The organism is bacterium, assembly GCA_023150945.1.
Classification (GTDB): domain Bacteria; phylum Zhuqueibacterota; class Zhuqueibacteria; order Zhuqueibacterales; family Zhuqueibacteraceae; genus Coneutiohabitans.
In genome coordinates this window covers 84,866-109,189 of record JAKLJX010000014.1, presented here as the reverse complement: position 1 = coordinate 109,189, position 24,324 = coordinate 84,866, and the positions used below count along the sequence as shown (strand labels likewise).

The 24,324-nt window shown below is 59.6% G+C and carries 20 protein-coding genes; 13 read left to right on the top strand and 7 right to left on the bottom strand.

The genetic code is table 11. The annotated features are described in order from the left end of the window. Nucleotides 1-76 precede the first annotated feature (76 nt). Nucleotides 77-688: a nucleoside monophosphate kinase gene (locus L6R21_18060; protein MCK6561106.1), complete on the top strand. Its 612-nt coding sequence runs from the start codon at nt 77-79 to the stop codon at nt 686-688. Nucleotides 689-734: 46 nt separating this feature from the next. Here L6R21_18060 and L6R21_18055 read toward each other — a convergent pair whose 3' ends face one another. Then, nucleotides 735-1,178 carry an NUDIX hydrolase gene (locus L6R21_18055; protein MCK6561105.1) on the bottom strand — a complete coding sequence of 148 codons (444 nt, stop codon included), beginning with the start codon at nt 1,176-1,178 and terminating at the stop codon, nt 735-737. Nucleotides 1,179-1,677: 499 nt separating this feature from the next. Here L6R21_18055 and L6R21_18050 point away from each other — a divergent pair, with 499 nt between their 5' ends. The 11 genes from L6R21_18050 to L6R21_18000 all read left to right on the top strand — a co-directional run bounded on the left by L6R21_18050 (nt 1,678) and on the right by L6R21_18000 (nt 14,345). Next, a complete protein-coding gene (locus tag L6R21_18050; GenBank protein MCK6561104.1) occupies nt 1,678-2,664 on the top strand; it encodes a M23 family metallopeptidase in 987 nt (328 codons plus the stop codon). 298 nt (nt 2,665-2,962) lie between these two features. Next, a complete protein-coding gene (locus L6R21_18045; protein MCK6561103.1) occupies nt 2,963-3,601 on the top strand; it encodes a CoA pyrophosphatase in 639 nt (212 codons plus the stop codon). Between the two features lie 72 nt (nt 3,602-3,673). Then, entirely contained in the window at nt 3,674-4,237 is a 564-nt protein-coding gene (locus tag L6R21_18040; GenBank protein MCK6561102.1) for a GNAT family N-acetyltransferase, read from the top strand. Between the two features lie 99 nt (nt 4,238-4,336). Then, on the top strand, nt 4,337-5,992 hold the full coding sequence (locus L6R21_18035; protein ID MCK6561101.1) for a T9SS type A sorting domain-containing protein: 1,656 nt from the start codon (nt 4,337-4,339) through the stop codon (nt 5,990-5,992). Between the two features lie 76 nt (nt 5,993-6,068). Then, nucleotides 6,069-7,364: an MFS transporter gene (locus tag L6R21_18030; GenBank protein MCK6561100.1), complete on the top strand. Its 1,296-nt coding sequence runs from the start codon at nt 6,069-6,071 to the stop codon at nt 7,362-7,364. A gap of 80 nt (nt 7,365-7,444) precedes the next feature. After that, entirely contained in the window at nt 7,445-8,452 is a 1,008-nt protein-coding gene (locus L6R21_18025) for an alpha/beta hydrolase (GenBank protein MCK6561099.1), read from the top strand. A 66-nt stretch (nt 8,453-8,518) separates the two neighbouring features. Continuing rightward, on the top strand, nt 8,519-10,699 hold the full coding sequence (locus L6R21_18020; GenBank protein MCK6561098.1) for a DPP IV N-terminal domain-containing protein: 2,181 nt from the start codon (nt 8,519-8,521) through the stop codon (nt 10,697-10,699). 337 nt (nt 10,700-11,036) lie between these two features. Beyond that, entirely contained in the window at nt 11,037-11,594 is a 558-nt protein-coding gene (locus L6R21_18015; GenBank protein ID MCK6561097.1) for a DUF151 domain-containing protein, read from the top strand. A gap of 48 nt (nt 11,595-11,642) precedes the next feature. After that, a complete protein-coding gene (locus L6R21_18010; GenBank protein MCK6561096.1) occupies nt 11,643-11,996 on the top strand; it encodes an ATP-dependent Clp protease adaptor ClpS in 354 nt (117 codons plus the stop codon). Then, nucleotides 11,987-12,892, top strand: a complete 906-nt coding sequence (locus L6R21_18005; protein MCK6561095.1) for a GNAT family N-acetyltransferase — start codon at nt 11,987-11,989, stop codon at nt 12,890-12,892. Before L6R21_18010 ends, L6R21_18005 begins: the two co-directional genes overlap by 10 nt. Nucleotides 12,893-13,043: 151 nt before the next feature. Continuing rightward, on the top strand, nt 13,044-14,345 hold the full coding sequence (locus L6R21_18000; protein MCK6561094.1) for a DUF1343 domain-containing protein: 1,302 nt from the start codon (nt 13,044-13,046) through the stop codon (nt 14,343-14,345). 94 nt (nt 14,346-14,439) lie between these two features. Here the strand turns inward: L6R21_18000 and L6R21_17995 are convergent, their stop codons facing one another. The 4 genes from L6R21_17995 to L6R21_17980 form a co-directional block, all read right to left on the bottom strand. Continuing rightward, nucleotides 14,440-15,612: an aminotransferase class I/II-fold pyridoxal phosphate-dependent enzyme gene (locus L6R21_17995; protein ID MCK6561093.1), complete on the bottom strand. Its 1,173-nt coding sequence runs from the start codon at nt 15,610-15,612 to the stop codon at nt 14,440-14,442. 267 nt (nt 15,613-15,879) lie between these two features. Continuing rightward, the gene (locus L6R21_17990; GenBank protein MCK6561092.1) at nt 15,880-17,169 is read right to left on the bottom strand and encodes a DUF4097 domain-containing protein; all 1,290 of its coding nucleotides are present in this window, start codon (nt 17,167-17,169) and stop codon (nt 15,880-15,882) included. A 98-nt stretch (nt 17,170-17,267) separates the two neighbouring features. After that, nucleotides 17,268-18,248, bottom strand: a complete 981-nt coding sequence (locus tag L6R21_17985) for a HEAT repeat domain-containing protein (GenBank protein ID MCK6561091.1) — start codon at nt 18,246-18,248, stop codon at nt 17,268-17,270. Next, entirely contained in the window at nt 18,245-18,829 is a 585-nt protein-coding gene (locus L6R21_17980; protein ID MCK6561090.1) for a sigma-70 family RNA polymerase sigma factor, read from the bottom strand. The genes L6R21_17985 and L6R21_17980 overlap by 4 nt, the downstream gene beginning before the upstream one ends. A 342-nt stretch (nt 18,830-19,171) precedes the next feature. Here L6R21_17980 and L6R21_17975 point away from each other — a divergent pair, with 342 nt between their 5' ends. Further along, the gene (locus L6R21_17975) at nt 19,172-19,810 is read left to right on the top strand and encodes a deoxynucleoside kinase (GenBank protein MCK6561089.1); all 639 of its coding nucleotides are present in this window, start codon (nt 19,172-19,174) and stop codon (nt 19,808-19,810) included. A 313-nt stretch (nt 19,811-20,123) separates the two neighbouring features. On the opposite strand, the gene L6R21_17970 is transcribed toward L6R21_17975, so the two are convergent. Next, nucleotides 20,124-20,597: a hypothetical protein gene (locus L6R21_17970; protein ID MCK6561088.1), complete on the bottom strand. Its 474-nt coding sequence runs from the start codon at nt 20,595-20,597 to the stop codon at nt 20,124-20,126. Nucleotides 20,598-20,734: 137 nt separating this feature from the next. Continuing rightward, complete coding sequence (locus L6R21_17965; GenBank protein ID MCK6561087.1) at nt 20,735-24,286, bottom strand: tetratricopeptide repeat protein; 3,552 nt, start codon at nt 24,284-24,286, stop codon at nt 20,735-20,737. Nucleotides 24,287-24,324: the final 38 nt, after the last annotated feature.

Here is a 24,324-nt window from a genome sequence, read left to right as displayed (position 1 = left end):
AGAGGCAGACCTGGCCGGTCCGCTTGGGCGCGGCGCCATGGCGGCCGCGAATCTCCAACCTAACGCGAGGATGCCCATGGAAACCTCCCCTCTCTACAATACTGTTCTGCTCTTCGGCCCGCCCGGCTCCGGCAAAGGCACCTGGGGCAAAATGCTGGGCATGATGCCGGGTTTCTATCATCTCTCCACCGGTGAAATGTTCCGGCGCATGGATATTGAAAGCGAGCTTGGCGGACAGGTGATGGAGCACATGCGCCAGGGCGATTTGGTGCCCGATCAAATCGTCTTCAAGCTGTGGACGCAGCACATGCAGAACGCTGCACTCGTCGGCACTTTCAAACCGCAGAAAGACATTCTGGTTTTGGATGGCTTTCCGCGCACGCAGCATCAGGCGGAAACCCTGCCGGCGGTGGCGCGCGTCAAGGCGATTGTGCTGCTGCATTGCGCGGATTCGGAAATTCTGGTGGCGCGGTTGCATCGCCGCGCCGTGCTGGAGAACCGCAAGGACGACGCCAGCGAGCCGATCATCCGCCGCCGGCTGGTGGTGTTCGAGCGCGAAATGAACCGCACCCTGGCAGTCTTCCCGAACGATCTTATCGACAGCGTGGAAGTGTCCCATCCGCCGGTGCGCATTCTGGCGGAGATTGGCACCATTCTCGCCCGGCGACTGGCCCCTGCCGGTGCTTGATCGCGCCGCCGGCCGCCGCACGCGCTTGCCGGAACCGGCACCGCCGTCAGGGTTCGAGAATCTTGTGATAATCAAACGCGAGGTGATCACGAACGCGCTCGAACTCGACCCACTCACAGCGGCCTTCGCGGGAAGAACGCAGGGTGCCGCTTGCCACGCGGCCTTCGTACACCACGTCCACCGTGCGCACCCACGTGCCGGGCCGCCGCCCGGAGAGAGTGCCGATTACCCGCGCGCTTTCGAGCTGCAAGCCGGTTTCCTCCTCGACTTCGCGGTGCGCCGCTTCTTCCGCGGTTTCATGCAATTTGAGATGGCCACCGGGCAAGCCGTAGCCATTGCCATCGCGGCGCGCGATCATGAGGATTCTGCCGCCGTCGCGCACCACCACCGCCACGCTGGCGAACGGCGGCAACTGTCCGGCAGTCAAGACATAAAGGACGCGCTGCAACAGCGCCAACAACAGCCGCAAGCCCAAGTAATAGAATTTCACACGAGTCTCCACACCAGTTTGCGTTGGTCGATCATCTTTACCGGTCGATTGCGCACCGGCATGCAAGGCAAGATACCTCACAATAACGCGGATGTAAGAACCATATTCAAGACGATTCTGCAACATCGTCGCGCCGTTCGCCGCGGGCCGGAGGCGCGGGCCGCAGCGCCGGAGCAAACACCGAAATTGTGCAGGGCAGCGCTCATTTCACAGAGCGATTCGGGTGCGACCACAGCAAATTTCCTGCGCTGGTTCCGTACTCCGGCCGAGCGCGGGTATAGTGTATAACAGTTGCAGGAAAGGTCTGCGCCTCCGGCAGGAAACGCCCGGCGCGGACCGGCGAACTCCGGTGGTGGACGGGAACTTGGCCCCAATCGAACAAGGATGAATCTGCCGCGGCTTTCAGTCAGGACGGCATGGTAACTGGTGATGCGGCGCGGAAAAGGAACGATCCCCTGTATCAGAGCCTCACGCATGATGGTGAATGGAGTGAACCTCCGTGGATAAGAAAAGAATCCGTCTGGTGCTCTTTTCCACATGGGGGAGCGACTACAAACAGGCTGAGTTCAGCATGGCAACGTTCGCGAGCCTGCTCGCCGGCAGCGTGTTCGTCCTTCTGGTTTTGGGGGCGAGCCTGCTGTATGGCTCGAAACTCGTCTTTCAAAATCTCTACGCCAGGCTGCAAGAACGCCGCCAAGCCCGGTTGATCGAACGCTTTGCGGAATGGCACAATCGCGTCGAAGATCTGGCGCATCGCTACGACAAGACGCTGGGCACCACCCGCTCGCTGGCATTGACGATGCAGGCGCCGGCGGAAAACGACAGCACGGCCTGGCTGAACGGCAGAGGCGGCGCGTTTGTGGATGAAGACGACAATATTCTGCCGCGGCTCACCGGCGGCAAAGGCGAGCCGGATGCGAATCTCTATGGCGAAGAGCCGGATTTGCGCGACGAAGTCGATCTCAACAGCCTGAATCCCTCCGAGTTGATTGACCATTTGGAATCACGATTGAGCGACACGCGTGAAGCGCATCAGATCATTTTTGAAAAATTCGAAGAACGCCGCAAGCAACTCGAGCATATTCCCTCGATCAAGCCGATCTTCAACGGCCGGGTGACGGACTTTTTCGGCAAACGGGTCGATCCCTTTGTCCGCCGCGTCCGGCATCATCGTGGCCTGGACGTCGCCGCGCCGCACGGCACGCCGATCTACTCGCCGGCCTCGGGCACGGTGGAATTCGTGAAAACGCGCTACGTGCCCCGCCGCGGCTACGGTCGCGTGGTTATCATCAGTCACGGCTATGGCATGAAAACCCTCTACGGCCATCTCTCCAAAGTCAATGTCAAGCTCGGTCAGAAGATCGAGCGCTGGGACGTGATCGGCACGGTCGGCGAAACCGGGCGCGCCACCGGCCCGCATTTGCACTATGAAGTCTGGCTGGATGGCAAGGCCCGCGATCCGGAAGAGTTTATCATCAACGAATGAAACCGCGGGAACACTCCCGCGGCCGCAGGCACCAACGATACCCTCTGTGCCCTCCAGGCGATGAAGCTTGCTTCATCGCCTTTTCTCTTTCCACCCGAAAAAAAACTTGAGTCTCTGGGCGAAATTTGCTAGGTTGCGTGCGCCGGCCGGCCGCAGTGAAATTTGCCGCGGCACCGGCAAAGGCAAACGTGCGCAACGCCCTTGCCGCCGGGTTGATCGGGTACACACATTATGCCGCTCCTCGTCGATTCTGCGCGTGTGCAACTGCCGGGTGCATCGTCAACTAATTCTATCCGTCATGAATCTTCCGCTGCATGAACTCAGCCGCGCGTTGCAAACTGCGCCGCTGCGCCGCCGCGAACCGGTTCCGGGCTTGCGGCATTCGGCGGTGCTCGCCATCTTGTTCGAGGCGGAAATCGGCGGGCAACGCGAGACGCAGGCGGTTTTCATCATGAAAACCAGTGACGGCTCGCGGCACGGCGGGCAAATTGCCTTTCCCGGCGGCAGACTTGAACCGCAAGACCGCTCGCTCCTGGAAACGGCGCTGCGCGAGACGCACGAAGAAATCGGGGTGGCGCCGGCCGAGTTGGAGGTGTTGGGCAGCCTGGGCCAGTTCAGCACCATGACCACCGGATTTGATGTCGCGGTTTATGTGGCGCGGCCGCTCGCCGTTCTGCGCTATTCTCCCCACCATCGCGAAGTCGCCGCCATCTTCGAGATTCCCGTGCGCGTGCTGTTCGAACAATTCAATCCCAGTCTGGAAATCCGTTCGCGCGAGGATTTTTTGAATCTGCATTATCACGTGGCCGTGGCGCCGCATCTCAAGTTTCACCATGACAACTGGCCGGCGGCGCGGCAAACGATCTGCATTTGGGGCTTCACCGCGCGCGTGCTGCATCACTTCATGGGCTTGCTCAGCAGAGAGTTGCAGATCTGAGGGCGCGGCTGCGCCACCGCCGGTGTGCGGATGAAACCGTCTGTGACAGGCACAAAAAGAATCACTCCACCCATGCAATCTCCATCGCCCAAACCTCTGCTGCCGGTGACGATCACTCACCTCGAAATGTTCGCACCTCCCTTGCACCCGGCGCCGGCGCCCCGCCCCGAGGCCGCCATTGTACAGGCGCAGCGCCCGACGGTTTCTTTTTATCGCTATCTGTACAACACCGTGGGCGCGGCGTGGAACTGGATTGACCGCCGCAAACTCTCCGACGCCGCGCTTGCCGAGATCATTCAACACCCGCAGGTCGAAGTTCACGTACTCTACGTGTCCGGCGTGCCCGCCGGTTACGCCGAGCTTGATTTCCGCCGTATGCCGGAAGTCGAACTGGCCTACTTCGGCTTGCTGCCGGAGTTTTTGGGCCGGGGATGGGGAGCGTATCTGCTCGCTGAAATCATGCCGCGCGTGTGGCAGCGCCGGCCCGTGCGCTTTTGGTTGCACACCTGCACGCTCGATCATCCGCACGCGCTTGCCTTCTACCAGAAAGCCGGCTTTGTGCTCTGCCGCCGCGAAACCGCGATGGTCGAGAAGCTGGAGAGTGACGCCGGAGGAGACGCGAATTTTCCACTTTGATTGCGTGAAGTTTTTTGCTTAATTCAGCCGGATGATGCGGGCCTCGGGAAGCCGTAGCATTGCCAAGATGTGTGATCGCCAACCCAGCGGAGGGATGCCATGTCCAGTCTTCACTCATGCGGCCGTCTGGCGCGCCGCTCCTGCCCGGCGCTGCTCTTTGCCATGCTCTGGCCGGTCCTGGCTTCGGCGCAGACGCATTTTCAATACCGCGCCAAAACCGAAGACAACTACGCGATCGTCGTGCAAGCCGCAACCATCAACGGCGCGGCACTGGCGAATGGCGATGAAGTCGGTGTGTTCACGCCCGCCGGCATTTGCGTCGGCGCGGCGGTCGTGGCCGGGCCGACGAATCAGACCCTGACGGCTTGGGAGGACGACAGCTTCACGCCCGAAGTCGACGGCTATCGCAGCGGCGAGGCCATGTCGTTTCGCGTGTGGAAGGCTGCCAGCCAGATCGAAGTCGCGATGAATGCCGCTTACTTGCTCGGTGACGGCACGTTTGGCAATGGCGCGTATGCGCTGGTAGTGTTGAGCCGGGAGTTCAACTTTCCGCCGCGCGTGAGTTTCAGCGCCGGCTACAGCTTCGCGGAAGACACCCACTTCGATCTAGATCTCAATGGCGCGGTGACGGATGAGAATGACCCGGACAACAACTTGTCGTGGACTTTGCTGGCAGGCCCGAATATCACGGCAACGCTGTTGGCCGGCAATCTCGCGCGCTTTTCACCACGACCCAACTGGTTCGGAACAGAGCAGGTCACGCTTGTGGTTTATGATCCCCAGGCGGCGAGCGACACCGCGCACGTCTTGCTCGAAGTGCTCTCAGTCAATGATCTGCCGCAACTGCAACTGCCCGCCAAGGTCACAATCAGTGAAGATGACACCACGCAGATTCTCAATCTCGATGACTATGTCTCCGACGTCGAGAGCGCAGACGCGCTGATAAGCTGGCAGGTGAGCGATGACGCCAACCTCAAGACTTCTTACAATGCCGCGCAGCGCCGCTTGCGCCTGCGGCCGGCGCGTGATTTCTTCGGCACTGGCCAGTTGCGGCTGACCGCCACGGACGCCGACAACGGCTCTGCGACCGGGACCTTGACCGTCACGGTCACGCCCGTGCCCGACGCACCCACTGCCGCCGTCCTGGTCGCGCCAACCAGGGGCACGCGGGTGGACACGCTCAACGTCAAGCTGCAGTGGCGCGCCTCGCGCGACGCCGACGGCGACGCCATCACCTACGTGGCGGTTTACGGCACCTCGCGCACCCTCACCACGCAAGTGTTTCGCTCGCCGTCTCTGTCAGACACGAGCTTCACCATCACCGACGGATCGCTCAAGCGCAACAACCTCTACTATTGGCGGGTGGAAACCACCGCCGCGGGCACAACCGTGTTCAGCGCGATCGATAGTTTTTCCACTGCGACCACCGCGGTCGCGGAGCAAGGCGAACTGCCGCGCGCTTTCAGTTTGGAGCAAAACTATCCCAATCCCTTCGCGTTGAGCTCTGCCGCCCGGGCCAACCAAACCAGCATCCGCCTGCAACTGCCGCAAGCCGCGCAAGTTTCGCTGACGATTTACAACACCATCGGCCAGAAGATTCGCACGCTCCTGCAACGCGAGCTTGCTCCCGGCCGCCACGAGGTCTTTTGGAACGGCCGGGATCAGGCCGGGCGCTTGGTGAGCAGCGGCATTTACTGGTTGCGGCTGGAGTCGGAAAAATTCAGCGCCACCAGGAAAATGCTGGTGGTGCCATGAACATTTTGATACCGGAATCGTCCTCTGGTGTGACCATTTCTTCGCCTGCACACGAGCACGATGCCCGGCATTCTTCATGATCACGCCGCCGAACAGCAAACGCGAGCATTCCCTCATCACCGCCCCTGCCGCCGGGGACGACCTGCGGCAGCGGGCCGGGCCACCCGGCGTCTCCCGCGGCGTGATCATCGCGCTTCTGCTCCTGCTGTTTCTCGGCTTGCTTGATGTACAAATCATCTCCCCCATTTTGCCGAAGCTGGCGGCAAGTTTTCATACCACCATTGCCGCCATGGGTATCGCGGTGACGGTTTATGCTGTGGCTGCTTCGGCATGCGCGTTGGTCATCGGACCGCTCACCGATCATTTCGGCCGCCTGCCTTTTCTGCGCTGGGCCGCGTTGATTTTCGCCGTGGCCGCGGCGGCCGCCTGGCTGGCGCCGGCTTTCCCGTTCTATCTGGGTGCGCGCTTGCTCGCGGGCATTGCCGGCGGCGCGATTTCCGCAGGCGTCATCGCGCAGATGGCTGATTTCTTTCCCTACGAATCACGCGGCCGCGCCATGGGTTGGATTGGCGCGATGTACTTTGCCGCAGCCGTTGCCGGAGTGCCGGCAGCCGCGCTGTTGGCCGGGAATCTTGGCTGGCGTGCGCTTTATCTCGTTTTGGCGGTCGCTGCCGGCTGCCTGGCTTTCGGCCTCTTCGCGCTGCGTGCCGCAAGAACTGACCGCATGATGTCGGCCGCTATGAACGCACAGTGGCCCATTCATTGGAGGCTGGCGCCGCTGGTGACCGGCCAAATCAAAGCCTACTCGCACTACTGGCGCGCGGCCCGCACGCGTCAAGGACTCTTGCTCGCGCTGGCGGTGTCGGCAACCGCTTCGCTGTTGCTCACCTATCTCGGCGTGTGGCTCACCGACCGGTTCGGCATGTCCACTTCCGCGATTGGCGTGGTCTTCCTGGTCACCGGGCTGGCCTCGACAGTCACGGCTTTGACGGGCGGTTGGTGGGCCGATCGCTTCGGCAAACGCCGCGTCATCGTTCTCAGCAGCGCGCTGCTGGCAATCATTCTGCCGGTGCTGGCCTATGTGGCCACGCCGCTGCAGCTTTACCTGGCCTGTGCCGCGGGCGGCATTTTCCTGGCGGTGCGTGAAGGTCCGTTTCAGGCTTTGTCGACTGAGTTGGTGCCGGTGCAACAGCGCGGCGCTTATCTTGCTCTGCGTAATTTCACTTCGCAACTCACCATTGCCGCGAGTGCGGCCGCCGGCGGTTTGCTTTATCAAACTTTCGGCTTCAGCGCCATCTGCTTTGTGGCGGCGGGCTGCAGCGTATTGGCGTTGATCGTGGCGGCGCGGGCCTCAGTGCACCAGAGCGATTGAGAGCCCGCGCGCTGGCAAAGAGCTGCGGTCAAAATCACCCTTGGCAGAAAAAAAAATTGATCACTCAAGAATTCGGAACTATGCCAAAATCTTCCTCCTCGTCTCCGCTGCCCGGTTCGCCCTGGCGGCGCTGGCTGCGGCGCACGCTGATTGCGCTGGGCATCATCGTGGTGGTGTTGGTTTTTTTTGTGATCCCTTATGGCTTGTCGTGGCTGCTCACGCATGCCAAATCCCGCCCGCTGAAATACGAGGTGGTGGCCACGCCGCAAGATTATGGCGTTGCCTATCAGACTGTGAGAATCCACGCCACCGACGGCACGCCCCTGGCCGGCTGGTGGTTGCCGGCGGATTCCTCGCCGGTGGTGATCATTTACTGCCATGGCTTGTTTCGTTCGAAGCTGGAAATGGTGGAACGCGCCTGCGCCTTCAACCGGCTCGGCTATGCCGGGCTGGTGCTGGATTTCCGGCGGCACGGCGACAGCGGCGGCGAGTTGTCCAGTTTGGGCTATTTGGAGCGGCAGGACGTGCTGGGCGCGATTCATTTCATTCGCGACAGCTTGCGGCTGCAGCAACCCATCGTCGCCTTTGCGGTTTCGATGGGAACCGCGGCCACCATGCTGGCCGCCGCCGAGTCCCCCGAAATTGCCGGCTTGATTCTCGACAGCAGCTTTTTGTCGTTTGAAAACACCATCGCGCATCACGCCAAGCTGTTCTTCGGCATTCCGCGCTTTCCGATTGCGGAGGCCGTGATCCTGTTTACCCGCTGGCGGATTGGCTTCAGCAACGGCGCCTTCGACATGCGTAATGCGCTTCGCAAAATCGGCGACCGGCCGCTTTTGTTTCTTGCCGGCAGTGAAGACGAGCGCATGCCGCTGCCGGTGCAGCAGCAGCTTTACGAGAGCGCGCCCAGCCTGCACAAGAAGTTCGTCGTCGTCGCGGGCGCGCGCCACGGCGCCGCCTATCGTGCCAATGCGGCTTTGTATCAACAGGAAGTCAAGGGATTCCTGCATTCCTTTGCGCATGACAAAACGTTGCTGGCAGCGCCGGCTGATCCCTCCAGCTCGCCGGCCGGCGGCTCGCGGCCATAGCGCCGGGATTCTCCAATTCGTAGAAATGGTTTTGCCCCGTATCTCAGAATGAAGGAGGCTCATGTGTTGCATGCGAAACGAAGCACCGTTTGGCTGGCCGCCATCCTGGCCATTTGCTTGTTGCCGGCCGTCAGTCCGGCGCAAAAGCAACTCAGCGTTGAAACCATCTTCGGCACCCGCGAGCTGAGCGGCACCCTGCCCAGCGCCGTGCAATGGACCCCGGATGGCAAGGCCTTCACTTATTTCCGGCGCAGCGAAGAGGGCACGCTCAACATCTGGCGTTACGATCCCGCCAGCAAGCAAAGAAGCATTTTGCTCGATTCCAAGAAGGTCGCGATTCTGGCGGAACAAAAGCAGGAGAAGCGCTTCGTGCTCGGCAACTACTTTTGGTCGCCGGACGGCAAAAGCATCCTGCTGCCTTCGAACAATGATCTTTATCTCTATGACCTGGCCTCGGGAAGCACGCGACAACTCACCAACGACGAGGCCGAAGAGCGCGATCCGCAATTCGCTCCGGACGGCCGCCAGATCGCCTATCTGAAGAACCACAACCTGATGGTGCATGACCTGGCCAGCGGCAGCGTGCGTCAACTCACGAACGAGGGCGAAGAACACATTCTGGTCGGCCGGTTCGACTGGGTCTATGAAGAGGAATTCAGCATTCGCACCGGCTTCTTCTGGTCGCCGGACAGCCGGCAGATCGCCTACTATCAACTCGATGAGCGCGAGGTGAATGTCTTTCCGCTGGTGGATTTCATCCCGGTGCACAATGTCTATGAGCCGATGCGCTATCCCAAAGCGGGTGACCGGAACTCGCTGGTCAAGATCGGCGTGGTGGACGTGGCAGGCACCAACGGCGGCACGCGCTGGATTGACCTGGGCGCGGAAACGGACCTCTACATCCCGCGCATCAAATGGCTGCCGTACAGCCGGGAATTGGCGGTGCTGCGTCTGAATCGCATCCAGAATCACCTCGAGTTTCTGATTGCCGACGCCGCCACTGGCGCCACCCGGCTGCTGTTCATAGAAAAGGAGGACAACGGCTGGGTTGATATTCATGATGACTGGCAGTTTCTGGCGGGCGGCAAGCAATTGCTGTGGCTGTCTTGGCGCGACGGCTGGCCCCATCTCTATTTGTATGACATGAACGGCAAGGTCGTGCGCCAGCTCACGCGCGGAGCGTGGAGCGTCACCAAGCTCGAAGGCGTGGATGAAAGGAACAAAACGGTCTACTTCAGCGCCACGGAAAAGAGCCACCTGGAATCCCATCTCTACCGGATCAAAGCGGACGGCGCGGGGCTGCAGCGGCTGACCACGCGCGAGGGCTGGCATCTCATCAACATGTCACCCTCGGCCGGTTACTATTTTGACAATTTCTCCAATGTCACCACGCCCACGCAAGCCGTGCTGCACAAAAGCGACGGCAGCCTCATCGAGGTGATCGAGGCCAATGACATTCCGGCGCGGCGCGACTACCGGCTTCCACCGATGGAATTCGGCACGTTGACCACCGCCGCGAACGTGATGCTGCATTATTGGATGATCAAGCCGCCGGATTTCGATCCCGCCAAAAAATATCCGGTGCTCATGTATGTGTACGGCGGCCCGGGTTCGCAGACGGTGTTGAATCGCTGGGGCGGCAGTCGCGGCTATTGGCATCAGATGATGGCGCAACAGGGCTATCTGGTGGTCTCGGTCGATAACCGCGGCACCGGCGGCCGCGGCAAGCAGTTCATGATGCAGACCTACAAGAATCTCGGCGAGCTGGAAACCACGGATCAGATCGCGGCAGCCAAGTGGCTGGCGCAGCAGCCTTACGTCGATGCCAGCCGCATCGGCATCTGGGGTTGGAGCTATGGCGGCTACATGTCCGCCCTTTGCCTGCTGCAGGGCAGCGAGGTGTTCAAGGCGGCGGTGAGCGTGGCGCCGGTCACCGATTGGCGCAATTACGACACCATCTACACCGAGCGCTATATGCTCACGCCGGCGCAAAATCCCGCGGGCTATGAGCGCAGCGCACCGGTGAAATATGCCGGCAATCTCAAGGGCAAATTGCTGCTGGTGCACGGTGCCAATGACGACAACGTTCATCTCGCCAATGCGATGCAACTGGCGCTGGCCTTGCAAGATGCGCGCAAGCCGTTCGAACTGATGGTCTATCCGCGCAAAGACCACGGCATCGGCGGCCGCGACACCCAGGTGCATCTTTACAACCTGATGACGGAGTTTCTGCTGCGGAATCTCTAGCTGAACCGCCGTCTCTGGTCGTGGCGGCTTCGGTCGCCGCGACCAGAGACCGGCCGTGTCAACGCCTCGTAACCTGCAGGCGGCGTCACCGTGCACGGGGCGAGGGAGATCTTCGCACGCGAGGCCTCATTGAGGCGCGAGCTGATTGGTCTGCTGCAATCGCGCTTTTCTCTGTTTTTTCGGCGCAAAACTGCCGTTATTTCGCTTGACAGTTTTGGTTTATTTTTCTATTATTGCGCGTCGATTGCGCGACGAAATGACGACCTCAGCGCAGTTATTCTTCGCCCTTCATGTCATAATTGTAACACTTCCTGCACGGCTCAGAAGGTTCAGTCGCATGTTAATATCCGTTCGAGTTGACCGCGTGACGCTGGATACGACCGCCAATCGTTTTGTCGTCATTCTCAAGGATGACGTGCACAGCCGTTGGCTGCCGATCGTGGTCGGTTCCTCGGAAGCCCAGGCGATTGCCCTGCAGATGGAGAATATCATTCCGCCCCGCCCGCTCACGCATGATTTGATGAAAAGCCTGCTGGATTCCATCGAAGCGCGCGTGTCGCGGGTCGTCATCAATGATCTGCGCGAAAACACCTACTATGCCATCGTGGGAGTCAAGCTCAACGGCCAACACGTGGAAGTGGATGCCCGGCCCAGCGACGCCATTGCGCTGGCCTTGCGCACGCAAGCCCCGATCTTCGTCTCCGATGAAGTGATGAAGAAAGCTTCGGTTTCCGACAAGGATACCGAGCGTGCCGAAGAGCACCGGCCGATGGATCGCATGGAACGCTTGACCGAGGATCTGCAAAAGGCGGTCGAGGATGAACGCTATGAAGACGCCGCGCGCCTGCGCGACGAAATCAACGCCCTCAAAAAAGAACGCCGCAGCGAGCGGTGACACACGATTCGTCCCGCAACGAGGAGCGTAGTTCCGTGACGCGGAATTATGCTTTTTCTTTTTATGGAAGTCATCAGCCCGACACGCAAACACCAGAAACAAGCGCACGCACGCCCCCAGCTCATTCCCCGCTATCACGTCATCCTGCTCGATGACGATGAGCACACCTACGATTATGTCATCGAGATGTTGATGCAGCTTTTCCGTCACAACCGCGAGCAGGCGTTCCTGCTGGCATGCGAAGTCGACGCCGCCGGCCGCGTGATCGTCGACACCACCACCCTCGAACGCGCCGAGCTGAAGCGCGATCAAATCCACGCCTATGGCGCCGATTGGCGCATTCCCCACTGCAAAGGCTCCATGAGCGCCTGCATCGAACCTTCTGAGGACGAATGTCCATGAACCTCCGGCCGTTGCAAGAGTCCGATCTGGAAGCGGCGCTCGCCATCTGGAATCGCAGCGCCCACTTCGACCAGATGACACCCGAGCTGCTCGATGAAAAAATTTCCGAAGACCCTGACTATGACCCGGAGCTGGTTTTGCTGGCCGAGCAGGAGAGGCGGCCGGTGGGCCTGATCATGGGCGTGCAGCGCCACCTGGTGAGGGAAGGCCTGGGCTTCATCAAGCTGCTGGCGGTCGATCCCAGCGTGCGCCGCCGCGGCGTGGGCAAAGCGCTGCTGCACGCCATTGAACAGACTCTGCGCGCCGCCGGCGTGCAGACCATTCGCGTGTTCGACAGCAATCCCAATTATCTTGTGCCCGGCATCGACCCGCGCTACACTGAAACTTTGGCCTTCTTCGAGCGCCAGGGCTATGAACGCTTCGGCGACACCGCCAACATGGAAGTCGATTTGTCCGCACGCAGCTTCGAAACCAAAAATGAAGAGGAGCGGCTGCGCGCGGCCGGCTTCGAAATCCGCCGGGCATTGATGGCGGATTGGGACGACGTCATGGCGCTGCTCGCGCGGCACTGGCCGGCATGGATTCCGGAAGTCGAGCGGGCGCTCTCCAACTACCCCATCAGCCTGCATCTGGCGTTGCATCAAAAGAAAGTCGCGGCCTTCTCGGCCCACGACGGCAACAACCAAAACACCGGCTGGTTCGGGCCGATGGGAACCGACCCGGATTATCGCGGCAAGAATCTCGGCGGCGTGCTGCTGCTGCGTTGCCTCGCCGATATCAAGGCGCAGGGCCACCGCCGCGCCATCATTCCGTGGGTCGGGCCTTATGCGTTCTATCTGCACTATGCCGACGCCCACATCACCCGCGTGTTCTGGCGCTATCGCAAGAAACTCTGAACGCGCCGCGGGAAAATTCATCGCCTCACACCAGCGGGCGCAGTCTTGTGCGCACGCGCGGGCAATCGCGGCAAAATGAAATCTCCAACTGCGCCGGCGGAAATCAAACAGACCATTCTCGCCCGCGACCACTCTCATCCCTGGAACTGACATGCACCTCCATCCGAGCTTTGCCCAGACTCGTACGAAGCTGCTCTCGTTTCTCCTTCTCCTGCCGCTTGTTCTGCACGCCCAGGTCAAACCCGGAGTCGAAGTTTTGCTGACGGAACAACTCGATTTGATCAAAGGCAAGCGGGTCGGCTTGATCACCAATCCCACGGGCGTGACCTCACAACTCGTGTCGACCATCGATGCCTTGAGCGCACAACCCGGCGTGACGCTCGCTGCCCTGTTCGGGCCGGAACATGGCGTGCGCGGCGACATTTTCGCGGGCGAATATGTGGTCGATACGATCGATACGCGCACCGGTGTGCCGGTCTATTCGCTCTATGGCAAGAATCGCGCGCCAACGCCGGAAATGCTCAAGGATATCGAAGTTCTCATCTATGATATTCAGGACATCGGCTCGCGCGCCTACACCTACATCTACACCATGGCGTTGTCGATGCAGGCGGCGGCCCGGCAAGGTATTCCCTTCATCGTGCTCGATCGCCCCAACCCGCTCGGCGGCGATCTCATCGAAGGTCCGGTATTGGAGGAAAATTTCAAATCCTTCATCGGACTCTATCCGATTCCCTACATTTACGGTTTGACCGTCGGCGAGCTGGCGCAGTATTTCAATCAAGAATATCAATTCGGTACGCAGCTCACCGTCGTGCCGATGCGGGGTTGGCGGCGTTACATGATGTTCGCGGAGACCGGCTTGCCGTGGGTGCCGACTTCGCCGCACGTGCCGCATGCGCAAACGGTTTATCACATCGCCGCCACCGGCTGCATGGGTGAATTGTCCGCGGTGAATGAAGGCGTCGGCTACACCCTGCCGTTCGAGCTGATCGGCCACACCTGGATCGACGGCGCGAAGCTGGCGGCCGCGTTGAACGCCGAGAAATTGCCGGGTGTGCTCTTCCGGCCGTTGCATTACCGGCCCTATTACTTCGGCCACAAAGACATGCCGCTCTCCGGCGTGCAGATGCACATCGTTGCGCCGCAGATCTTCCGGCCGATGTTGACTCAGCTTTACATTCTGGCCACGCTTTACAAATTGTATCCCGAACAGAACATCTTCAATCCCGCGCGCGTGAAGAGCTTTGATCAGGCCATGGGAACCGATTCGGTGCGGTTGCGCCTGCTGCGCGGCGACTCACCCGCCACGATTTATCTCTCCTGGGAACCTGCGCTCAAGGAGTATCGTGCCAAACGCGAGCGCTATTTGTTGTATGATTCGATTCCCGCGGATAACGGCGGCAAGACCGTGCCGCCCAACCGAAGCAGGAACCAGAAGCAGAAGCGCTGATCCCGTCCGTCCCATCGTGGCAATAAAAAACCCCGCGCCGGTGCAATCATCGGCGCGGGGTTTTTGTTTTGAAAAAATGAATCGGCCGTCGCTTTCAATCGCAGAGGCGGCGCAGCCGGGCCTCAGCCGCAGCGAGTGTTTCTTCTTTCTTGCAGAAACAAAACCGCACCCGCGTGCGGCCCTCTTCCGGGCGCTGATAGAAACTGGAGCCCGGCACCGCGGCCACGCCGATTTCACGAATCATCCAGCGCGCGAAATCATTGTCATTGCGGTGGCCGGTCTTCTGCATGAGCCTGCCGGCGTCTGCCATGATGTAGTATGCGCCTTGCGGAATCCAGCACTCAAAGCCGGTGGCCTGCAAAATGCCCAGCAGCCGGTCGCGTTTCTGCTGATAAAGCGCCGCCAGGTTCCGGTAGTAGTCTTCCTCGAACCGCAGCGCGACCGCGGCCGCCTCCTGCAACGGCGCCGGCGCGCCGACGGTGAGGAAATCATGCACTTTGCGAATTGCGCTGGTCTGCTTCTCCGGCGCGATCGCCCAGCCCACCCGCCAGCCGGTCAGACTGTAGGTTTTCGAAATGGCGTTGATCGTGATCGTGCGCTCCGCCATGCCTGGCAGGCTGGCGAGGCTGAGATGCGCGGCGCCCTCATACAGAATGTGTTCGTAGATTTCATCGGTGAGGGCAAACGCGTCCCACGTTTGGCAGAGGCCGGCAATGAATTCCAACTCGTGGCGGGAGAAAATCTTGCCGGTGGGGTTGTTGGGCGTGTTGATGATAATGGCGCGGGTATGCCGGTTGAAAGCGCGGCGCAACTCGCCCTCGTCAAAGTGCCAATCCGGTGGATGCAATTTGACGAAACGCGGCTGCGCGGCCGCGAGCAGGGCATCGGGGCCGTAATTCTCATAGAACGGCTCGAAGATGATCACTTCATCGCCGGGATTGATCAGCGCCAGCAACGTGGCAATCATGGCCTCGGTGGAGCCGCAGGTCACCGTCACGTTTTTCACCGGATCGACCTGCAGGCGGTTGTAGCGCGCCGCTTTCTCCGCGATGGCCTCGCGCAATTTCGCCGCGCCCCAAGTGATGGCGTATTGATTGATATCCGCGCGAATCGCCGCGACCGCGGCCTCCTTCACCGCGGTGGGCGCGGGAAAATCCGGAAAGCCCTGCGAGAGATTGACCCCGCCGTGCAGCAGCGTCAAGCGCGTCATTTCGCGAATGACTGACTCGGTGAACGATTCTGTGAGTTGTGCGACCGGTGGTTTCATGGGTTTGAACCCGCCCTATGCGTGAGAGTGAAATCTGCGCGGCTTGGGCAGGAGCATTCAGCCGCGCATCGACACCAATGCCGTTCGTGACGAGCTTGCGGCCGCTGCCCACTTGCTTGCGGCTCGCTGTGTGCCTGCGCTGATGATCCCGCAATCGGGCAACAGAATACCGCCGGCGTGCCACATTCACAAGCAGAATTTCACAACAAAAAAGCCGGCAGTCAAGCGGCTGCCGGCTGGTTTGATTTCACGAAGGGCAGGGAGGAATCAAGGCGTGCGGCCTTTGCGGATGATGATGTTGCCGGCGCTGGTTTTCAGCGTGATCGCATCGCCGCCGCCGTTGATCTCGCCCGCGCCGCGCACGAAGCGGCCGCCGCGCTCACCGGCTTCATTGCGCTCGATGCGCAGCGGAAAGTCGGATTCGATGTCATAGCGGTCGCCGAAGCGCCAGCTTTCGTCGAGTTGAATCTCCGCCTGGATGCGCGCCGGCAGCTTTTCCGGAATGGTCAGTTCGATGCTGCCGCCGCTGCTGCTGAGCGTGAGGTCATGCGGCTTGCTGAAATCCGCCAGCGTCATTTCCACTCCGACTTCGCCGCCGGAGGTTGCGGCCTCCAGACTCGCTTTCAGATCGCGCACTTCGATGTCGCCTCCGGAAGTGCGCAGCCGCGCCGCACTGAGCAGGGTCGTGGCGCGCACGTCACCACCCGAAGTGGCGGCCTTGATTTCACCTTTGATGTTGCGCAACACGATGTCGCCGCCGGAGGTGCTGACCTCGACGCTGCCGGCGGTGTTTTCGACGTTGACATCACCACCCGAGGTGCTGGCGGTGACGTTGCCATTCACTTCGAAGATGTCGATGTCGCCGCCGCTGGTGCGCAGATCGACCGTCTGGCTGGCGACGCGCAGGGAAATGCTGCCGCCGGAGGTGCGGCCGTCCAGGATGCCGTTGATGCGCTCCAGTCGCAAGTCGCCGCCGGAGGTTTTCACCGCGACGCGGCCGCCGGCGTCACGCACCACCACATCGCCGCCGGAGGTGGTGGCGTTCACCTCGCCGCCGGTCTCCGCCAGCTCGATGTCTCCACCGGAGGTGCGTAGCGTGGCATTGCCCATGAGTTGCCGAATGGTCAAATCACCACCGCTCGTGCTGATGTCCACGTTGAAACGGCTGGGTACGGTGACGCGAAACTGGGATTCACTCGAACGCCGCGGCCGCTCCCGGCCATCGACCCGAATGAACTCACCGCTTTGCGAATAGGAATCCTGGCAGACTTTTAGAACCTGTCTAGCTTCTTCCATTGTGAAGACTTCCATGCTCACGGTTTCGAAAATCGTCACCGTGTTTTGCGCCACCGTGCTGACGGTAACATCGCCGGTGACGTCGCGGATTTCGAGCGTGCCCTGCGGCCCGGCTTTGAATTCCTTTTTGATTTCGGCGACATAGCGCCGGCCCTCCTGACGAATTTCCTGCGCCGGCGAATACTCGACCATCACCGCCAGAAGAATCATCACCGCCAAACCGCTGAACCTTCCAATGAAGTGCAATGTTCTGCTTGACATGAGTATGTCTCCCTGAATTGTATCGTCGTTCAAATGTCGTTGTGAAGGTAATGCTGCCGGCTTCTTCCCGGGCCTCCGGAGACCCCGAGAGCAGCGGCTTACAATCGTTCTGCCTGCAAGCTTTGCAGCAATCGTTTTGCTTCCATGCGAATGAAGGCATTCGAGTCGATGGCCGCGGCAGCCTCGAGCGCCGAGGCTTCCGGCGCTTCGACCGGCGTCCGGCTCAGCGCCGACAAGGCCGCAATCCGCACCGCGGGATTGGCGTCGCGCAGCAAGGCTTGGATCAACGCGGACTTGATCTCCGGCGTCGGTGCAAAATTCTTGAGTGCGTCAATGGCTTTCAGCCGTACGCCGTCGTTGGCATCATGCACCAGCACCTGCAACAGGGCCTGGGTAAGCTCCTCATCCTGCGCGGCCGCGGCCGGCTGGGCGGCAGCTTCGTCGATGGCACGCACCGCCTTCAGCCGCAATCCCGCCTGCTCCTGCGCGCGCATGGTGTGCGCCAGCACCTGGCGAATCGCCGGATCTGCCATCGTGCCGCGCAAGATGACATTGTTCACCGTGCTGAATGCGATTTCAATCTCGCCGGTGGCGGGATCGAGATGGATGCGATGCACATTTGCCAGTTGCGGCACGATCGCCGAGTTGCCGGTGATCACCGGCTCGGTGGTGAAAGCGGCGCCGGCGGCCGGCGGCAGCGTCACCACGGTGGTGCGCGTAAAGAACTGCCGGCCCAGCCCCAGGCCGAGCACCAGCATCGCCGCTGCGAAACCCAGGCGCCACAGCGGCCGGTCACTGCCGAGCAGAAATTCCACCAGGCGTGGCCGCCAGCGGGCCCGGGCCGGTGCTGCTTCCAGCCGACGGTGTAATTGCCGGCGCAAGCGCTGCAGCGTGGCAGCCTCCGGCTCATACGGTTTCGTTGCCTGCAACCGGCGCTGCAGGGCGCGCAGCGCCGCCAGTTCTTGCTGCGCCTCGGGATCGGTTTGCAGCAGCTCCTCTACTTGCTGGCGTTGCAGCGGCGTCAATTCGTTGCTGTCATACAGCAGCAAAAGCTGGTGCAGGTGTTCGGGCAAGCTCATCGCGAATCCTCATAGTATGGCCGCAGGCGGCGCTGCAAATGTTGCGTCGCGCGAAAGAGATAATTCTTCACCGTGCCTTCCGCGCACTCGAGAATGGCCGCAATGTCCTGCAGCTTGTGGCCGTGAAAGTGGCGCAGGACGAACACGGCGCGTTGTTGCTCTGAAAGGTCCGCAATCGCGCTGGTGATTTGTTCGCCCAGCTCGCGGTTGAGCGCGGCGCGTTCCGGATCGATTTCCCGATCCACAGTCTCCGGGCCGGCCGCCGCTTCTTCCTGATCCATCGGCGCGGTTGCCAGCGGGAACAAACGATTCCGGCTGCGTTTCTTTCGATAATTGATGCAGGTGTTCACCACCAGGCGGTACAGCCAGGTGGAAAACTCGCTTTCGAACCGAAAAGAGGAAATCTTGCGAAAGACGAGCAGGAAGATCTCCTGATACACGTCCTCCGCATCCTGCTGGTGGCCCAGCATGTTGTAGGCCAGCTTCAACACCTGGCGGTCGTGCAACGCCACCAGTTGCTCGAAGGCTGCGACCTGGCCCTGCTGGGCGCGCCGGATGAGTCTTTCTTCGGTTTCGGTCATAAGCCGTCAGAATAGACAAGGCCGGGAGCAAAAGGTTTGCAGCGAATTCGCCGCCGGCGCGCGGTTGCGCCAGTGCCCAGGCCCGGCAGTGTTGATTCTACAAAGCGCTTGCGTTTTGGTGGGAATTGCTTATAATGCTCAACGATTTGCGCGTGGAGCTGGCCTGGTCGTGATTCTGCTTTGCATGCGCGCTGCAGCAGCGTGTGCGTTTGCCGGTCGTCACCACGGCAGTGAATCTCTTGCAGGAGCAGGCCACGTGTGCGATGCCCTGCCCTGGCTTTGCCGGCGCTGATTCGTCATCGCCGGAGGTGGTTGCGATCCCTAGCCGCCTGACGGTCTTCTATGCAAAAACTCGATGCCAAACGCAATGCCTTTGTTGCCATCGCCGGCAACATCGGCGTGGGCAAAACCACATTGACCCGGATTCTCGCGGAGCACTTCGGCTGGACGGTTTTCTTCGAGAAGGAAGTGCACAACCCCTATCTCGCCGATTTTTACAAGGACATGAGCCGCTGGGCGTTTCATTCCCAGCTCTTCTTTTTGAAGGAGCGCTTGAAGGATCATTTGCGCATCCAGATCAGCAAGACAATTTGCGTGCAGGACCGCACGATCTACGAAGACGCCGAGATCTTTGCACAAAATCTCTTTGACCGCGGCTTGATGCAGGAACGCGATTTTGCCTGCTATCTGGATTTGTATCAATCCATTTCACAGGCGCTGCAGCCGCCCGCGGTCATCGTTTATCTGCGCGCCTCGATCTGGACGCTGATCAGCCGGATTCGCCATCGCGGCCGCGATTACGAGCAAAACATCGACAAGGAATACCTGGCGCAGTTGAACATTGCCTACGAGCGCTGGATCAAGCGCGCCGCCGCGCATCATCGCATCTTCGTGATCGAAACCGACGAGCATGATATCTTGAAGGACAAGGAGTGGGCGGAGGGCGTCTTGGCGGAGATTCATCAAATCGCGGCAACTTGACCAGGCGAAGCGCAAGTTGAGCACACCGCTACCTTCAGATTTTGAGAATCCTTCCGCCCCAGTCGAGCGTCACTTGCCGGCATTCGGCGTCGCCAATCCCATCAGGGATGAAATGTTCAAAGCAAAAGCCCCTCACCTCGTTGGAAACTCCGAAGGAGTGAAATGTGTGTATGCGATGAACAAGTGCACGGTTTCACATTTACGATGACCAGCAACATGTCTCTCCTTCGGAGTTCATGAGGCATCTGAGGCCTGCCGAGCCATGAACATTTGACTCCTTCGGAGTCGTCGCTTCTTGCTCTCTTCCCCAACATTACAGCAACGCTGCCAAATGCTCCCGAATTTTGCTCGCCAGCTCCGGCGGGAGGGCGGAGAGCTCGGGGTTGCGCTCGCCGGAGAGAAGGGCGGCGAGGACGCGGCCGAGGGCGTGCATTTCCGGCGGCGCTTTGGGTGATTGCAGGCTTTGCGCGAGGTCGCGCATTTGTTCGACGAGTTGCGGCGGCGCGTTCGGCTGGCAGGCGAGGGCGACGAATTTGAGCAGATCATCTAGGGTTATGCCTTGCGCTTCGTCTTCGCTTTCTTCTTGCTGTGCCGTTGCCTCGCCGGTTGGCATGGCGCGTTCGCTTGGTGCAGGTTCACCGGATAATGCCGCGAGGATGCGGCGGACGATGTAGGCATCTTGATGATCAAGTTCGGTGCGAAGCTTATCAAAATCGTTCTCACCTGCCAGCATGCGCCGGATGGCGGCAACCAAATTTTGCCAACCTCCTGCTTCGAGTTGGGGCAAAATTTTTCCCACTTCGCTTTTGGCGTTGGCATTGCCCTGCGCGGCGGCGGCAACGGTTTGAATGAACGCCGGCGCCCATTGGGGAGTTGGTATACTGCGCCGTGGTAGGCAAAAAGCTATTTTGTGCTTTTGCGCTATCACTGTGTTGTTTCTCGGGCATTACCTTTGGCCTGGGCGATTCTCGCGAGTAAATTGTTGATTCTCCAAGGTTCAATGGATAGATCAATTGTCTCCATGATGGCTATCGCGCGTTTGGTATACTGCTCTGCTTCGTTGAGTAGGTCTTGGGAAAGATAGAGATCAGCAAGATTAATGAATGTGCCTGCCAGCAACTTAGGGTTTTTTATTTTTTCACTTAACTCGATCGTCCGTAAATACCAGCGTTCAGCATCTTTTATACGCCTAGCAGCATTTGCTACTCTACCAAGATTATTATAGGTTAACGCTAAAGAGAGTAAATCGCCGCCAATTTGCTCTTTTAGACGTACGGCCTCTCGGTAATAGCGTTCTGCTTCATCCCAATCTCCAGCTTCTTCTGCAACCCTGCCAAGTTGGTGCCACATAGCAGATTCATTTTCCAAATCAGTCAGCTTCTGAAATCGTTCCAGTGCTTCGGTATATAACCCTTTTGCCTCAGCCAAATGGTTTTGCTGCAAAGCTAAAGTACCCATTTGACCTATTGTAACAGCTACTTGAGCATGGTCCTCAATCTTTTTAGAAATTTCAAGTCCGCTATTAAATACTTGTTGTGCCTCTTCAAATCGCCCTAGGTCAGTTAGATCTGCAGCCAAGTCTGCACATATTGTACCCAGCATTTTGCACGCGTTTTTATCAGTCTTACTTAGGGGTTCGAACCATCGTATCGCTTTGATATGCCATTCTATTGCATCAATAGCACGACCTTGTATGCCCAAACAACGACCCAGTTTAGCATATGTAGTAGCTCTATAATAGGCCGTTTCACTAGTGGTTATACTACTTTCCAACCATTTTAATAGCTTATGAAAAGCTTGTTCTGCATTAGCTGCAAAGCCTTGTTGTAATAATGCATCGCCTTGGTTTAGCATCATTAAATATTCCGTTCGGCTCAGCTTTCCTTCATCAGTGGCTACTCCCTTCATTTGTTCATTAGCCAATTGTTCGATCGTCTTCATCATGAAGTCGCGCTCACGCCACCGGCCAAAACCATCTAGAAATTTTGCAATCCTATAAGCAAAATCCACCACTGTGTCAAGTTCTCTGGCGGTCATAGCTAGCCGAATGGCGTGCAGCAGGTTTGGTAGTTCACGTACAGCGATGGCACGGGCTTCGCGCGGATATTTGGTGTCGAGTTCGTACAATGCCTCAGCAGCGCTTCGATAAACGCGCCAATAACGCTCCTCTAATTCTACCCGACGCGTTTCAGGAAGTTGGGTCTCCAAATAGGGTAGCAACGTGGGGTGAAAACGTAAGTATGGATCTCTCAAGTTAGGCAGGTTCTCTACTATTAACAATGCTGCTTGTTCCAACTCTTTTCGTGCCTTTTGCCACAGTTCTTCGTTCATCTGTGTAATAGGGATAATACTATTTTCCATCGCCCCGCCTTGAAAAACCGCCAAGTCGGGCAAAGCGGCGCGGGTCGCTTCTCCCAAACGTTGCAGAGAAAATTGCAAGGAGACTTCCAAGCTCTCATTGCGCTCTTTGGCCGCGCCTTCTTTGAAGCCGGGCAGCAGCGCTTCAAAGCGGGCGGAAAGCTCGGCGGCGGTGTGTTTCTGCAAATGCGGCAGCACCAAATTCAGCGACAGCGGGTGGCCGCCCAAGCGCTCCATCAAATCCTGCAAATCTTGCCGGCTCACTTTCGCGCGGTCAATGCCGTTGGTTTCCAAGACCACGGCAGCTAATTCCAGCGCGTCGTGGGGCGCCAATCCTTGCAGAGCAACATGCCGGCACGCTTGCGAGGGGCTGAAGCGGCTGTCATTGAAATTAGTATCGCGGGTGGTGATCAAAAGTCGCGAGCCGTGCGGAGAGACTCCCGCTTTCGCGGGAGTGACGTTACTGGTTGCCCACAAACACACGGCATCGAGCACGGCTTTCAATTCTTCAGCGGGCATCAGCGGGCTGCGGCCGAGCACGGATTCAAAGTTATCGAGAATCACCAGCGCCGGTTTTTCCTGCAACAGGCGGGCAATGCGGGCCACCGGGTCGCCGTCGCCGATCACAAAATCGGGATCGCCGCTCACGGCTTGTCCCACCCACGAGCACAGTTGCTGCAATGAGCCGCCGTGCTCAAAGCTCACAAACGCGGCGCCACCGGGGAAGCGACGCGTGCGATAGAGCCAGCGTCCGGCCTCAGCGGCCAAAGTGGTTTTGCCCATGCCGCCAAAGCCGTGCAGCACCACGATGGCATGTTTGGCAAAGGCGCGCTCGAGCTGCAGCAGCTCGCGGCTGCGGCCATGAAAGCCATATTTCGAGGCAGCCGGCAAACCGCCGGGGAGATTGGGATTGGTCAATGCTGGCGGCATGGTTTTGGGCGCGGCTATCGCAGCAGGTTGAGACTGCGGCGCGAAAACCACCGGATCGCTGGCTTGCTGATAAAGCGCGGGCAGAAACCAATCGCGCAGGCGCACGGTTTCTTCCACCAGCTCGCCTTCTTCATTGCGCCGGGTGAAGGTGTGGCGGTCTTCGTCGGCATGCAGGGCGACGCGGCCTTCTTCCACGGCCTGGCCGATGGTTTTGGCGCTGGCGAGGCCCGCGTAAAAAGCGGCGACAAATTTTTTGGTGGCGGCGACCAACACCGAGTAGTTCATCGCCAGCACGCTGCCGACGCCGGAGCGAATGAGCCGCGCTGCCACGCTGGCGTAGGGGTTGGTTTCCTTTTGCATGGCGCTTTGGCAGGCGCTCAGCACCATGAGCGGCACTTTGCAATCGGAAAGCAGGGTGCCGAGACGATTGGCATCGACGCGATCTTCATGGTGCGTGTCATTTTCAAAGAGCAGATGGCCGAGTCCGAGGCGGGCGTCGTACACGCCGTGGCCGTCAAAATGCACCACGTGAATGGCCGGGGCGTTTTTATCGCGCAGGCGCTTGGTCAAAGCCGCGAGCGTGGGCGGATAAAGAAATTCGACTTCGGCGGCGTTGCCGAGGCCGTCCAAAGCCTCGAGCAGAGCGAGGGCGTCGGCGCGCGGGTCGATGAAGCCGGCTTCTTCGGGACGGGAGATGACCATCAACACGCGCACCGGCAGGCTGAAGGGCTTGGTGGGCGTCGCGGTGGTTTTGCGCAAGCGCCGGCGCACGCTCAAGCCGCGCGGAAAGAGATGGCCGCCTTCATCGGCGAGCAATTCCCACGGCAGACGCAACACGCGCGGATCGGTGGCGTCGATGGTGACGAGTTTGCTTTCGCCGTCGCTATCGAGAAATTGCTGCCAGAGCTGCGCGGCCTCGCGCTCGCGGGTGGCGCTTTCCAACAAGCTGCGTCCCCAGTCTTCGAGCTTGGCTTCGATGTTCGTGGCGCGAATATAATCCGGGCCGGTGGGCCAAACGGAGAAGGTTTCCAAATACCATCGCAAGTCTGCGAGCACGGCGTCATCGAGCGGGGGCTCGAATTCAGCGAGTTGGGTTGAAGTGCCGGTGTCGGGACGAAACAGAGAGACGCCGATGGGGGAGTCTTGGTCTTTTTCGTCGGATTCGAAGCGGAGGGAGAGTTCGAGCATTTTTTACCCCTGATTCTTGACGATTCACTCCAGAGTAA

What these genes read in the sequence shown, in the direction of transcription:
- L6R21_18060 (MCK6561106.1), top strand. Translation starts at nt 77, where the DNA reads ATGGAAACCTCCCCTCTCTACAATACTGTTCTGCTCTTCGGCCCGCCC.
- L6R21_18045 (MCK6561103.1), top strand. Translation starts at nt 2,963, where the DNA reads ATGAATCTTCCGCTGCATGAACTCAGCCGCGCGTTGCAAACTGCGCCG.
- L6R21_18040 (MCK6561102.1), top strand. Translation starts at nt 3,674, where the DNA reads ATGCAATCTCCATCGCCCAAACCTCTGCTGCCGGTGACGATCACTCAC.
- L6R21_18035 (MCK6561101.1), top strand. Translation starts at nt 4,337, where the DNA reads ATGTCCAGTCTTCACTCATGCGGCCGTCTGGCGCGCCGCTCCTGCCCG.
- L6R21_18030 (MCK6561100.1), top strand. Translation starts at nt 6,069, where the DNA reads ATGATCACGCCGCCGAACAGCAAACGCGAGCATTCCCTCATCACCGCC.
- L6R21_18025 (MCK6561099.1), top strand. Translation starts at nt 7,445, where the DNA reads ATGCCAAAATCTTCCTCCTCGTCTCCGCTGCCCGGTTCGCCCTGGCGG.
- L6R21_18015 (MCK6561097.1), top strand. Translation starts at nt 11,037, where the DNA reads ATGTTAATATCCGTTCGAGTTGACCGCGTGACGCTGGATACGACCGCC.
- L6R21_18010 (MCK6561096.1), top strand. Translation starts at nt 11,643, where the DNA reads ATGCTTTTTCTTTTTATGGAAGTCATCAGCCCGACACGCAAACACCAG.
- L6R21_18005 (MCK6561095.1), top strand. Translation starts at nt 11,987, where the DNA reads ATGTCCATGAACCTCCGGCCGTTGCAAGAGTCCGATCTGGAAGCGGCG.
- L6R21_18000 (MCK6561094.1), top strand. Translation starts at nt 13,044, where the DNA reads ATGCACCTCCATCCGAGCTTTGCCCAGACTCGTACGAAGCTGCTCTCG.
- L6R21_17995 (MCK6561093.1), bottom strand. Translation starts at nt 15,612, where the DNA reads ATGAAACCACCGGTCGCACAACTCACAGAATCGTTCACCGAGTCAGTC.
- L6R21_17990 (MCK6561092.1), bottom strand. Translation starts at nt 17,169, where the DNA reads ATGTCAAGCAGAACATTGCACTTCATTGGAAGGTTCAGCGGTTTGGCG.
- L6R21_17985 (MCK6561091.1), bottom strand. Translation starts at nt 18,248, where the DNA reads ATGAGCTTGCCCGAACACCTGCACCAGCTTTTGCTGCTGTATGACAGC.
- L6R21_17980 (MCK6561090.1), bottom strand. Translation starts at nt 18,829, where the DNA reads ATGACCGAAACCGAAGAAAGACTCATCCGGCGCGCCCAGCAGGGCCAG.
- L6R21_17975 (MCK6561089.1), top strand. Translation starts at nt 19,172, where the DNA reads ATGCAAAAACTCGATGCCAAACGCAATGCCTTTGTTGCCATCGCCGGC.
- L6R21_17965 (MCK6561087.1), bottom strand. Translation starts at nt 24,286, where the DNA reads ATGCTCGAACTCTCCCTCCGCTTCGAATCCGACGAAAAAGACCAAGAC.